We start from the raw sequence: 11996 nt of genomic DNA, 5'->3' as shown, positions 1-11996 counted from the left end.
GGGCGCTTCCCTTCGGTGTTTCCGACTCTATCAGACCTTTTCTCGATCCGATTTCCTCGGTGCTTTCCGGGGTCCCGCTCTCGCGTTTCCCTTTCGAGCGGTTCCGACTCTATCAGATCCTTTCGGCGTCTGATTCCCGGTCGGCGGGGCCTTTCGACATTCACTACTTTAGCCGATTCCCTCGGTAGCCCATAATCGAGCTTTGCGAGTTCCAGAATTCAGGCATGAATACATGCTGAATTAGCCCTCGCTGAGGGGTGTCGCAGTAGTGGGTTGGCCGCTTCCGGCTGCTGGCGAATGCCGTACCCGGTTCAAGCGGCTCGGGCTACATTACGCACCCTCCAGGGACGCGTCAACTTGAGCGGCGCCTGGGGACATGGGCCCGATAGGGGCTCACCGTCGGATCGTTGGCGATCCAGAAGCGCCACGGGTGGACGCCGCCGTCACCGGAGACCCCGGTGCGAGGGCCGCTGCGTACCTGGTCGGAAGGGACGGGAGTACCGGTCGCCACTCGCAGCGGTGTCTCGCCCGAGGCGCAGGCGTCCGTGCCGTCCAGGGCGCGGTCCACGCCCAGTGCCGTGGCCAGGCGGGCCGGCCCTTTGGCCAGTTCTTTGTCATTTCGGGCCGATAGTCGACGTTTACGTGCCAGCTCGACGCCCTCGACGACCTCGCCCGCGCGGAGCAGCACGGCACTCGCCTTCCCCACGGGGCCGCAGACGAGGTTCATGCAGTACCACATGCCGTAGGTGAAGTAGACGTACACGTGACCGGGCGGGCCGAACATCACGTCGTTGCGGGGGGTACGACCGCGATAGGCGTGCGAGCCCGGGTCGTTCGGGCCGTCGTACGCCTCGACCTCTGTCAGGCGCACCGCGATCGGGCCGTCCGGGGTCGTCCGCACCAGGATGCGCCCGACAAGGTCCGGAGCCACCTCCAGCACCGGGCGATCGAAGAAGCTCCTGGGGAGCGGCGTACGGTCCGGGGGCACGATCATGGGGTACGAGCCTAGTCCAGTCGGGTGCGCCCCAAGGGGTGGTCAAAGGATGCCCCGGTTGCCAAGGTGTGGCGCGGAACCGGCTGTGCCCGGATCGCGTTTGTAGGGATCAAGGGTCCGTTCGTAAAGGGAGAGTCATGGCGTTCAGGAAGCTGCTCGCGAGTCTGGGGGCCGGCGGGGCTTCGGTCGAGACCGTGCTCACCGAGGAAAACGTCGTGCCGGGCGGCGTCGTCCAGGGTGAAGTGCGGATTCAGGGCGGATCCGTGAACCAGGACATTCAGGGGCTGTGCGTCGGCCTGCAGGCGCAGGTCGAGGTGGAGAGCGGTGACCAGGAGTACAAGCAGAACATCGAGTTCGCCAAGGTGCGGCTCGGTGGCGCGTTCGAGTTGCAGGCCGGGGCCGTGCACGCGGTGCCGTTCGGTCTTGAGATCCCCTGGGAGACGCCGATCACGATGATCGACGGGCAGGCACTGCGCGGGATGCACATCGGGGTGACGACCGAGCTGGAGATCGCCCGCGCGGTGGACTCGGGCGACCTCGACCCGGTCAACGTGCACCCGATGCCGGCGCAGAAGGCGATCCTGGACGCGTTCATCCAGCTGGGATTCCGTTTCAAGAACGCGGACATGGAGCGCGGTCACATCCGCGGTACGCGGCAGCAGCTGCCGTTCTACCAGGAGATCGAGTTCCACCCGCCGACGCAGTACCACGGGCTGAACCAGGTCGAGCTGAGCTTCGTGGCCGACGGGCACGGCATGGACGTCATCCTCGAAATGGACAAGAAGGGCGGACTGTTCACCGAGGGCAGCGACACCTTCCGGTCCTTCCAGGTGGGGCTGCACGACTTCCACGGGACCGATTGGGCGGCGTATCTCAATCAGTGGCTGGCCGAGGTCGGGAGCAGGCGGAACTGGTTCTAGGCTCGGGTTCCTCTGCAGGAACGGATCAGGAGGTACCGAGGTGTCCGAGCTCAAGCGGCGGCCGCTCCCCCATGACTTCCACCCGCCCGTGCCGTCGTTCACGGTGACGAGCGAGGACGTCCAGGAGGGTGTGACGCTCAAGGACGCTCAGGTCTACGCGGCCGGCAACACCTCACCGCAGCTGCGGTGGGAGGGCTTCCCGCCCGGGACCAAGAGCTTCGCCGTGACGTGCTACGACCCGGACGCGCCGACGGGCAGCGGGTTCTGGCACTGGACCGTGTTCGACATCCCGGTCTCGGTGACCGAGCTGCCCGCCGGCGCGGGCAGCGGCGACTTCGCGGGTCTGCCCGAGGGTGCGGTGCAGGTGCGCAACGACTACGGGACGAAGGACTTCGGTGGCGCCGCGCCGCCGCCCGGGGACGGCCCGCACCGGTACGTCTTCACGGTGTACGCGGTGGACCAGGAGAAGCTCGGTCCGGACTCCGACGTCTCCCCCGCCGTCGTCGGCTTCAATCTGCGGTTCCACACCACCGCGCGCGCCCAGCTCGTGGGTGAGTACGAGAACCCCCCGGAGGGCTGATCCGGCTCACCGCCGAACAAGCCGAGCGTTCACGGAACGTTTGCCCGCCCCCGGTCCTGGAAGTGATCGGGGGCGGGCATTTTTATTGCGTTGTCCATCTCGGCGTGCCCGTCCAGAGTTGATCCACGCCCGCCGGGGGGTGGGCGGTGCGCACGGGAGGTGGGCTGGATGCGGGACACGCTGGTGCTCAACGCGAGCTTCGAGCCGCTGTCGACGGTGACGCTGAACCGAGCCGTCGTGCTGGTGCTCCAGGACAAGGCCGTGGTCGAGCAGGCCCACCCCGAACTGCGCATGCGGGGCGCCGATGTGGACATACCTGCGCCTCGGGTGATCAGACTGTGCAGGTACGTACGGGTGCCCTTCCGGAGACAGGCGCCGTGGTCGAGGCGCGGAGTGCTGGTGCGGGACCGGCACCGCTGCGCCTACTGCGGGCGGCGGGCGACGACCGTGGACCACGTGATGCCGCGGTCGCGGGGCGGGCAGGACACCTGGCTGAACACGGTGGCCTCGTGCGCCGAGGACAATCACCGTAAGGCCGACCGGACTCCGGATCAGGCGGGGATGGCGCTGCTGCGGGAGCCGTTCGAGCCGACGCCGGCCGATGCGATGCTGCTCGCGCTGGGGGCCGAGGAGTTCGAGGCGCTTCCGGAGTGGCTGGCGCGGGACGCGGCCTAGCGGACGCCCCCGCCGGGCTCGGGCCGTCTCGCCGCCCACCCGTCTCGCTGTCCGGCCATCTCGCTGTCCGGCCGTCTGCCGGTCGTGCGCGGCCGAAACGCGGGGTTCCCCGCGCCCTTCGAGGGGTGCGGGGAACCTCGCGTCGTCGTGGCTGTGGGCGTCAGTCGATCTGGGGCTTCTCCCGGCGCTCCGTCTTCGCGCCGTTGCCCGGCGAGCCGCCGCCTCCTGGACCGCCCGCCAGCGGGCCGAAGTTACCCATGGCGCCGGACAGGCCCTTGAGGGCGTCGCCGATCTCGCTCGGGACGATCCAGAGCTTGTTGGCGTCGCCCTCGGCGATCTTCGGGAGCATCTGGAGGTACTGGTAGGACAGGAGCTTCTGGTCCGGGTCGCCGGCGTGGATCGCCTCGAACACGGTGCGGACGGCCTGGGCCTCACCTTCGGCGCGCAGGGCGGCGGCCTTCGCCTCGCCTTCCGCGCGCAGGATCTGGGACTGCTTCTCACCCTCGGCGGTGAGGATGGCGGCCTGGCGGGTGCCTTCCGCGGTGAGGATCGCCGCGCGCTTGTCACGGTCGGCGCGCATCTGCTTCTCCATCGAGTCCTGGATGGAGGTCGGCGGCTCGATGGCCTTCAGTTCCACGCGGTTGACACGGATGCCCCACTTGCCGGTGGCCTCGTCGAGGACGCCGCGCAGGGCCGCGTTGATCTCCTCACGGGAGGTCAGGGTGCGTTCCAGGTCCATGCCACCGATGATGTTGCGCAGCGTGGTGACGGTGAGCTGTTCGATGGCCTGGATGTAGCTGGCGACCTCGTAGGTGGCGGCCCGTGCGTCGGTCACCTGGTAGTAGATGACGGTGTCGATGTTCACGACCAGGTTGTCCTGGGTGATCACCGGCTGCGGCGGGAACGGGACGACCTGTTCACGCAGGTCGATGCGGTTGCGGATGGTGTCGATGAACGGGACGACGATGTTGAGGCCCGCGTTCAGCGTTCGCGTGTAGCGGCCGAAGCGCTCGACGATGGCCGCGCTGGCCTGTGGGATGACTTGGATCGTCTTGATCAGGGCGATGAAGACCAACACCACCAGAATGATCAAGACGATGATGACCGGTTCCATCGTCGCTTCCTGTACCCTTCTCCGCCTCGGCGCTTTCGGAAGATCTTATGTTGTTGAAGATCTTGCTGGTCGAGTCTGGCAGACTGCCGGACAACTCGTGGCCTGTTCCATGCAGTTGGGTGCCGCGAGGTCAGATGACGATCGCCGTGGCCCCCTCGATCTCCACGACGTCCACTTCCTGTCCCACTTCGTACGCCTGGCCGGCGTCGAGCGCGCGCGCCGACCAGATCTCTCCGGCGAGCTTGATCCGTCCGCCGGCGCCGTCGACGCGTTCCAGTACGACGGCCTGCTTGCCCTTCAAGGCGTCCACGCCGGTGCGGAGTTCGGGGCGCTGCCGGCTGTGCCGGGCCGCGATGGGCCGTACGACGGCGATGAGGGCGACCGAGACGATGAGGAAGGCGAGCACCTGGATCACGACGTCGAAGCCGAGGCCGGCGAGCACCGCCGCGGCGATGGCGCCCACCGCGAGCATGCCGAACTCCGGCATCGCGGTGATCACGAGCGGGATACCGAGCGCCGCCGCCCCGATCAGCCACCAGACCCATGCGTCGATGTTGTCCACGTGGTCATGGTAGAGCCGCGGTCCTGCCACGGACAGGGTGCAAAGGGGGTCAGGACAGCGGCAGGCCCTGGGCGGTCCAGCGCTCGCCGACCTGCTCGACGACGAGCGGAAGGCCGAAGCAGCGGGAGAGGTTGCGGGAGGTCAGTTCCAGCTCCAGCGGTCCGGCGGCCAGGACCTTGCCCTGGCGGATCATGAGGACGTGGGTGAAGCCGGGGGCGATCTCCTCGACATGGTGGGTGACCATGATCATGGAGGGGGCGATGGGGTCGCGGGCGAGCCGGCCGAGGCGGCGGACCAGGTCCTCGCGGCCGCCGAGGTCGAGCCCCGCGGCGGGCTCGTCGAGGAGGAGGAGTTCGGGGTCGGTCATCAGGGCGCGGGCGATCAGGGTGCGCTTGCGCTCGCCCTCGGAGAGGGTGCCGAACTTCCGGTCGAGGTAGTCGCTCATGCCGAGGCGGTCCAGGAAGGCGCGGGCGCGCTGCTCGTCGACCTCCTCGTAGTCCTCCTGCCAGTGGGCCGTCATGCCGTAGGCGGCGGTCAGCACGGTCTGGAGGACGGTCTGGCGCTTGGGGAGCTTCTCGGTCATGGCGACGCCGGCCACACCGATGCGCGGGCGCAGTTCGAAGACGTCCGTGCCGGGCTTTCCGAGGGTCTCGCCGAGGATGCTCGCGGTGCCGCTGCTGGGGAAGAGGTAGCTGGAGGCGACGTTCAGCAGGGTGGTCTTGCCGGCGCCGTTGGGGCCGAGGATGACCCAGCGCTCGCCTTCCTTGACCGACCAGGAGACCTGGTCCAGCAGGGCCCGGCCCTCACGGACCACCGATACGTCCTGAAGTTCCAGAACATCGCTCATGAGCGCGTAGTCTCCCCTTGCATTGTGGCCGGTCTCGGCGCTGTCGCGGTCACCAGTGGCTCGGTCCGCCGCGCCGGTGGGCGCAGCCCCTACGAAAATCTACGCCACCGGTGCCGCGGTCCATTCCATCGGTCCTGTCCTTAGGGTGGGGGCATGCTCTCGGAACCACGTTCAGGACGCCTCGCCGCTTGGGGAAATGCCCTTTTGGCCGGACTTGTCGCGCCGGATGACGCTGTGGACGCCATCGTGGGCGAGGACGCGGTGCACCGGTTGGAGGGGCTGCCGGGCGAGCCGGCGCCGGTCGGCCTCACGCTCGGGCTGGGGCGGCTGCGGACGCTGGGGGCGACGGGCCTGCGGGTGGCCCTGCCGCAGCCCGGACATCCGTTGGGGCTGAGCGGACCGCCCGAGTTCAACGCGCGGGCGTTGGAGGCCGAGGAGGCGGTCGTGTGTCAGGGCGCCGCGTTCGGGTTGGTGCCCGAGGTGTACGAGGCGGGGCCGGACGGCGATGTCCATGTCGAGGTGATCTGGCGCTGTCTGCCGGTGCGGGAGGCGCCGCCCGCCGACGTGCCGTCGCTGGGTGAGGCGGAGCGGGAGCTGGCGGAGGCGCTGCGGGAGGCGACGGGCGCGCTGTCCCGGCTGGACGTCGCCGGTTCGGGCCCGGTGGCCGAGGCGGCGATCGACGCCTACCGGGCGCGTGCCGAGCGGGGGCGTGAGGTGCTGGCGCCGGGGTACCCGCCGCGGGCGGTACGGGTGCTGGAACTGGCGCAGCGGGTCGCTCTGCTGGTGTCGCTGGCCTGTGAGAATGGACACGGCGGGGCGGTCAGCGCGTCGGAGATGGCGGCACGGGGCGACGCGCTGCGTCCGGTGGAGCGGACGGCCCGGCGTGCGCAGGTCGCGGCGTACAACTCCGTTGTGGAGGAGCGGGAGCGCGGGGTGCGGTAGCGCGGGGAGCCCCGGGCGGGGAGAACGACGGGCGAGGGATGCGGCCTGCGGTGACCGGCGGCCCGCACCGGGGCCCCGGCCGCTGCGGGCCGCATCCTCGGGGCTCCTGCCCGGTGCGGCGGGCGTTCTGCCCGGTGGGCCGGTTCTGCCGGTTCGCCGGTCCGACTGATCAACTGGTTCGGTTGGTCCGCTGGTCCGCCTGACCGGCTGTTTCGCCCCGGCGGCTCGGCCCGTCCGTTTCGTTCGGCGGTACGTCCGGCTGGCTGGGCCAGCCGGACGGTCCGCGGACGGCGGTCGGCTGCGGCCGGGCGGCCGTCCGCTGTGTGCGGTCCGGTCGACGGGCCCCGCTCGCGACCGTCGTCGGCCGACGGGGCCCTGGTCGGTCCGCTCGGTTCAGTCCGTTCAGTCGTTGTCGGCCTGGTTGCCGAACGCCGGGTTCAGCAGACCGACCACGTTGATGCTGTCACCGACGGCGTTCACCGGGACGTGCACGGGGATCTCGACCACGTTGCCCGAGGCGACACCCGGGGAGTGCGCGGCGGCACCCGAGGCCCCCGAGTCGGCGAAGGCCGCGACCGCCGAAGCGCCCGTGGCGATACCGGCGACGGTCATGGCTACGGCGGCCTTCTTGGCGATGTTCATAGAAAACTTTCCTCCTGCGTGTGCGTATCCGACCCGGCGTGGGTCGCGTTCTGATCAACGCCGGAGGGGTCCGGGCGGTACGGAACCGCACGATCGACAGCCTGATCGGACCATTGGGACGAAAAGCGGACCGGCCTCCCGGGGGTACCCGGAAGGCCGGAGATCGCTGTCGCCGTACGGCGGAGCGTCAGTGGTTGAGGCCGAGGTTGCCGAAGGCGGGGTTCAGCACACCGATGACGTTCACACTGTTGCCGACCGCGTTCACCGGGATGTGCACGGGGGCCTGGATGACGTTCCCGGAGACGACGCCCGGGGAGTGCTCGGCCTTGCCGCCGGCCGCCGAGCCGTCGGTGGCGGAGGCCATCCCGGCGCCGGCGGCCACCAGGCCACCCGCCACCATCGTCACGGCCGCTGCCTTCTTCAGGTTCTTCACTTCTAAAGCCCTCCTTGGCGATCACCGCGGCAAGTCGCCGCGGCATGCAAGGAGAACGCCGGAGCCGCGCCGAGGGTGCGCCATCCGGGTGACATTCCCACGACGGTATGAATCTCAGTCCGGAAGGGAACCTTCCGGGCTACTGGGGGCCTTGGGGCGTGGCCGGCGTTTCAGCCGGTCACGCCGTGTCGAACGGCCCACAGGGCGGCCTGGGTGCGGTCCGCGAGGTCCAGTTTCATCAGGATGTTCGAGACGTGTGTCTTGACGGTCTTCTCGGACAGGACCAGGGCGCGTGCGATCTCCCGGTTGGAGCGGCCGTCGGCTATCAGGCCCAGCACCTCGCGTTCCCGGTCGGTGAGCGAACCGCCGCGGCCCTGGCCGGAGTTGGCCTCCTCCTGGGAGAGCAGCGCGCCGGCCACCTCCGGCTGGAGCAGGACGTGGCCGGCGTGCACGGAGCGGATGGCGCCGGCGAGCGCGTCGGGGTCCACGTCCTTGTAGACGTATCCGGCGGCGCCGGCGCGCAGGGCCGGGACCACCGTGCGCTGCTCGGTGAAGCTGGTGACGATCAGCACGCGCGCGGGGTTGCCCAGTTCCCGGAGCCGGCGCAGCGCGTCGATGCCGTCCAGGCCAGGCATCTTGACGTCCATCAGGACGACGTCGGGGCGCAGCTCCTCGACGCGGGCGACCCCTTCGGCGCCGTCGGCGGCCTCGCCCACGACCTCGATGTCGTCCTGCACTTCGAGGAAGGTGCGCAGGCCGCGGCGGACGACCTGGTGGTCGTCCACGAGCAGCACTCTGATTGCGTCAGCCACCGGGGACCTCCAGCTCGATCGTGGTGCCCTTGCCGGGCGCCGATTCCACCGTCAGCGTGCCGCCGACGCCGCTCGCCCGGTCGCGCATGGAGACCAGGCCCAGGTGACGCCCCGCGCGGTGCACGGATCCGGGGTCGAAGCCGCCGCCGTCGTCGGTGACGCGCAGCACGGCTCCGCAGCCGCGCCGGTCCACGGTCACGGCGACGTGCGCGCCTCCGGAGTGCCGCAGGGCGTTGTGCAGGGCCTCCTGGGCGACCCGCAGCAGGGCCTCCTCCTGCGCGGCGGGCAGGGCGCGGAAGCCGGTGCTCGCGAACGTCACGCGCGCGGTGTGGGCGCGGTCGAGGACCTGGATCTGGGTGCGCAGGGTGGCGACCAGGCCGTCCTCGTCGAGGGCCGCGGGGCGCAGTTCGACGACGGCTGCGCGCAGTTCGTCGACCGCCTCCGCGGCGAGCGCGGCCACCTGTTGCAGCTCACCCTTGGCGCGCAGCGGGTCGCGGTCGACGAGCGCGGCCGCCGCCTGGGCGGTCAGGCGCAGCGAGAAGAGCTTCTGACTGACCGCGTCGTGCAGTTCGTGGGCGAGCCGGGAGCGCTCCTCGGCGATGGTCAGTTCGCGGCTGCGTTCGTAGAGGCGGGCGTTGGTGAGGGCGATCGCGGCGTGCTGGGCGAGGATGGCCAGCAGTTCCTCGTCCTCCTGGGTGAAACCGCGTCCCCGGTCGTGCCCGTCGCTGTGCGGCGGTCCTTTCTGGGGACGCCGCTTGTTGGCGAGGAACAGCGCGCCGAGGACCTCGTCCCCGTCGCGGATCGGCAGGCCGAGGAAGTCGGACAGCTCGGGGTGGGCGGTCGGCCAGCCCTCGAAGCGCGGGTCCTTGCGGACGTCCGCGAGGCGCACCGGGGTGGCCTCGTGCAGCATCGCGGCCAGGATGCCGTGCTGGCGCGGGAGCGGGCCGATGGCTTTCCACTGGGCGTCGGTGACGCCGTCGACCACGAACTGGGCGAAGCCGCCGTGATCGTCGGGGACGCCGAGGGCGGCGTACTTCGCGTCGAGCAGTTCGCGGGCCGAGGCGACGATCGTCTTGAGGACGTCGCGCACCTCAAGATGCCTGCTCATGGCCAGCAGCGCGGAGCTGACGGCGGCGAGGCCGGACCGGGGGCCTTGACTCATGTCCTCACGGTACCGGCGGGGTGCGACAGCGTGGATCGGACCTGTGACCGCCCGCCCTACGCCGCTGGGCCTAGGCCCGCCGGGGTAGGTCCGGGGGCCCGGCCCGGCGGCGTAGGCCGAAGGGACCCGGTGGGCTGCGGCCCGCGCCCGAGGCGCCGCGGAGGGTGCCGTTCCTACGGTGGGAGCCGCTCGCCGGGCGGCGGCGGGCGGGACCGAGGGGACGGTTGTCATGCCGGTAGCGATCATCACGGGCGCGTCGAAGGGGCTGGGGCGGGCGCTCGCCGGGGCGCTGGCCGCCCGCGGCTGGGACCTGGTGCTGGACGCGCGGGGCGAGGCGGACCTCGCACGGGCGGCGCGGGAGGTCGCCGCGCACGGTACGCGCGTTGAGGCCCGGCCCGGGGATGTCACGGATGCCGGGCACCGGGCCGAACTGGTGACTGTCGCGCGTGCCCTGGGCGGGGTCGATCTGCTGGTGAGCAATGCGAGCGCGCTGGGTGCCGAGCCGCTGGTGCGACTGGCCGAGCTGCCTCTGGCGGGTTTGCGCCGGGCATTGGAGGTGAACGCGGTCGCGGCGCTCGGGCTGGTCCAGGAGGCGCTGCCGCTGTTGCGGGAGTCGGCGGCGGGCGCGGTGATCGTGGTCAGTTCGGACGCGGCGGCCGAGGCGTATCCGACGTGGGGCGGCTACGGGGCCTCGAAGGCCGCGCTGGACCAGCTCGCGGCGGTACTGGGCGAGGAGGAGCCGGGGCTGCGGGTGTGGGCGGTGGATCCCGGGGACATGGCGACGGACCTGTACGCGGCGGCCGTACCGGACGACGACGGTCCGCGGCCCGCGCCGGACCAGGTGGCGCCGGCCTTCCTGCGGCTGCTGGAGCGGCGGCCGGCGAGCGGCCGGTACGGCGCGCCGGCCCTGCTGGGGGCGTGATGAGGTCCGCGCTGCGGATTCCGGACGAGCTGTCCGCGCGGGTGCCGGCCGAGCAGCGCGGCCCGGGGCTGGGCCGGGACGCGGTGCGGCTCCTGGTGTCGCACGGCCGCGAGGTGGCCCATCACGCGTTCGCCGAGTTGCCGCGGCTGCTGCGGGCCGGTGACCTGCTGGTCGTGAACACGTCGCCGACGCTGGCCGCGGCGGTGGACGGGCGGCTCGGGCACGCGCGCGTGGTGGTGCATTTCTCGACGCGCGGGGACGACGGGCGGTGGGCGGTCGAGCTGCGGGATCCGGACGGCAGGGGCACTACGCGCGCGTGGGATCCGAGCGGGGCGCGAAGTGGTCATCGGCCGGGTGGTGGGGACGGGCGGGCGGGCGCGCCCGCGGGGGCGGAGGTGCGGCTGCCCGGTGGTGCCCGGCTGGTGCTGGAGGAGCCGCTGAGCGAGCGCGGGGTGCGGCTGCGGTGGGCGCGGGTGTCCGGGGCGGAGGTCACCGGGCTGCTGCGCGCGTACGGGCGGCCCATCCGTTACTCCTACACGGACCGGGACCAGCCGCTGTCGGCCTACCAGACGGTGTTCGCGTTGCCCACGCCGGACGGGACGGGCAGTGCGGAGATGCCGAGTGCGGCGCGGCCCTTCACGGCGGGCGTGGTGGCGGAGCTGGTGAGCCGGGGCGTGCTGTTCGCGCCGGTCACGCTGCACACCGGGGTGGCCTCGGCGGAGGCGCACGAGCCGCCGTACCCGGAGCGGTTCGCGGTGCCCGGGACCTCGGCGCGGCTGGTCAACGCGGTGCGGGCGGGGCGCGGGGCCATGCCTTCGCAGGGCGGTGGCGGACGGCTTGACAGTGACGGCGGACGACCGGACGTCGACGACGGCGGACGACCGGACGGTCACGGCGGTGGACCGCAGGACGGTCGTGGCGGCCGGGTGATCGCGGTCGGTACGACGGCGGTGCGGGCCCTGGAGTCGGCGGCGGGGCCGGACGGGCTGGTGCGGGCGGCCGAGGGGTGGACGGATCTGGTGGTGACGCCCGAGCGCGGGGTGCGGGTCGTCGAGGGGCTGCTGACCGGGCTGCACGAGCCGGAGGCATCGCACCTGCTGATGCTGGAGGCGATCGCGGGGCGAGCGGCGGTCGACCGTGGCTACGAGGCGGCGCTGAACCGCCTCTACCTGTGGCATGAGTTCGGGGACGTGCACCTCATCCTCCCGGAGGAGAACCCTCACACAGAGCATTGCTCCAGCAACTGTTGGTGAGAGTAGCACCGGCTCCATGTGACGCCGCACATAGGACGCACATCACTTACGAAGGAATATAGTAGACAAATAGGACTACCCCGACAGGGAAAGATGGTCCATTCTGTCCCGATTTGCCCCTAGCCGATCCACTATCGC

14 protein-coding genes are annotated in these 11996 nt (G+C 71.1%); 6 read left to right on the top strand and 8 right to left on the bottom strand.

The genetic code is table 11. The features are described from left to right. Positions 1 to 352: 352 nt before the first annotated feature. Entirely contained in the window at positions 353 to 994 is a 642-nt protein-coding gene (locus ACFC09_RS24460; protein ID WP_376531923.1) for a DNA-3-methyladenine glycosylase, read from the bottom strand. A 137-nt stretch (positions 995 to 1131) separates the two neighbouring features. Between ACFC09_RS24460 and ACFC09_RS24455 the strand changes: the two genes are divergently transcribed. The 3 genes from ACFC09_RS24455 (at position 1132) to ACFC09_RS24445 (ending at position 3169) form a co-directional block, all read left to right on the top strand. Continuing rightward, positions 1132 to 1914, top strand: coding sequence for a sporulation protein (locus tag ACFC09_RS24455; protein ID WP_376531921.1), 783 nt, complete (start codon positions 1132 to 1134; stop codon positions 1912 to 1914). A gap of 40 nt (positions 1915 to 1954) precedes the next feature. Next, positions 1955 to 2494, top strand: a complete 540-nt coding sequence (locus ACFC09_RS24450) for a YbhB/YbcL family Raf kinase inhibitor-like protein (protein ID WP_376531919.1) — start codon at positions 1955 to 1957, stop codon at positions 2492 to 2494. A 168-nt stretch (positions 2495 to 2662) separates the two neighbouring features. Continuing rightward, a complete protein-coding gene (locus ACFC09_RS24445) occupies positions 2663 to 3169 on the top strand; it encodes an HNH endonuclease (protein ID WP_376531917.1) in 507 nt (168 codons plus the stop codon). Between the two features lie 160 nt (positions 3170 to 3329). Here ACFC09_RS24445 and ACFC09_RS24440 read toward each other — a convergent pair whose 3' ends face one another. The 3 genes from ACFC09_RS24440 to ACFC09_RS24430 form a co-directional block, all read right to left on the bottom strand. After that, on the bottom strand, positions 3330 to 4283 hold the full coding sequence (locus ACFC09_RS24440) for an SPFH domain-containing protein (RefSeq protein WP_376531914.1): 954 nt from the start codon (positions 4281 to 4283) through the stop codon (positions 3330 to 3332). A 130-nt stretch (positions 4284 to 4413) separates the two neighbouring features. Further along, the gene (locus tag ACFC09_RS24435; protein ID WP_376531912.1) at positions 4414 to 4845 is read right to left on the bottom strand and encodes an NfeD family protein; all 432 of its coding nucleotides are present in this window, start codon (positions 4843 to 4845) and stop codon (positions 4414 to 4416) included. Between the two features lie 49 nt (positions 4846 to 4894). Further along, complete coding sequence (locus tag ACFC09_RS24430) at positions 4895 to 5692, bottom strand: ABC transporter ATP-binding protein (RefSeq protein ID WP_376531910.1); 798 nt, start codon at positions 5690 to 5692, stop codon at positions 4895 to 4897. Positions 5693 to 5845: 153 nt separating this feature from the next. Here ACFC09_RS24430 and ACFC09_RS24425 point away from each other — a divergent pair, with 153 nt between their 5' ends. Then, positions 5846 to 6634, top strand: coding sequence for a hypothetical protein (locus ACFC09_RS24425; RefSeq protein WP_376531908.1), 789 nt, complete (start codon positions 5846 to 5848; stop codon positions 6632 to 6634). Positions 6635 to 7036: 402 nt separating this feature from the next. Here ACFC09_RS24425 and ACFC09_RS24420 read toward each other — a convergent pair whose 3' ends face one another. From ACFC09_RS24420 to ACFC09_RS24405, 4 genes are all read right to left on the bottom strand, one after another. Beyond that, positions 7037 to 7276, bottom strand: coding sequence for a chaplin (locus ACFC09_RS24420; protein ID WP_376531906.1), 240 nt, complete (start codon positions 7274 to 7276; stop codon positions 7037 to 7039). 187 nt (positions 7277 to 7463) lie between these two features. Further along, positions 7464 to 7709 (bottom strand): chaplin ChpE, encoded by a 246-nt coding sequence (gene chpE / locus ACFC09_RS24415; protein WP_376531904.1) that lies wholly within the window; start codon positions 7707 to 7709, stop codon positions 7464 to 7466. 170 nt (positions 7710 to 7879) lie between these two features. Next, the gene (locus ACFC09_RS24410; protein WP_376531902.1) at positions 7880 to 8521 is read right to left on the bottom strand and encodes a response regulator; all 642 of its coding nucleotides are present in this window, start codon (positions 8519 to 8521) and stop codon (positions 7880 to 7882) included. Then, positions 8514 to 9683 (bottom strand): GAF domain-containing sensor histidine kinase, encoded by a 1170-nt coding sequence (locus ACFC09_RS24405; protein WP_376531900.1) that lies wholly within the window; start codon positions 9681 to 9683, stop codon positions 8514 to 8516. Before ACFC09_RS24405 ends, ACFC09_RS24410 begins: the two co-directional genes overlap by 8 nt. Before the next feature lie 229 nt (positions 9684 to 9912). Here ACFC09_RS24405 and ACFC09_RS24400 point away from each other — a divergent pair, with 229 nt between their 5' ends. Continuing rightward, a complete protein-coding gene (locus ACFC09_RS24400) occupies positions 9913 to 10605 on the top strand; it encodes an SDR family NAD(P)-dependent oxidoreductase (protein ID WP_376531898.1) in 693 nt (230 codons plus the stop codon). Then, positions 10605 to 11858: an S-adenosylmethionine:tRNA ribosyltransferase-isomerase gene (locus ACFC09_RS24395; RefSeq protein ID WP_376531896.1), complete on the top strand. Its 1254-nt coding sequence runs from the start codon at positions 10605 to 10607 to the stop codon at positions 11856 to 11858. Before ACFC09_RS24400 ends, ACFC09_RS24395 begins: the two co-directional genes overlap by 1 nt. The last annotated feature ends 138 nt before the right edge of the window (positions 11859 to 11996 follow it).

This window comes from Streptomyces sp. NPDC056161, from assembly GCF_042268025.1.
In the GTDB taxonomy this organism is placed as follows: Bacteria; Actinomycetota; Actinomycetes; order Streptomycetales; family Streptomycetaceae; genus Streptomyces.
This window is presented reverse-complemented; position numbering and strand designations above follow the sequence as displayed.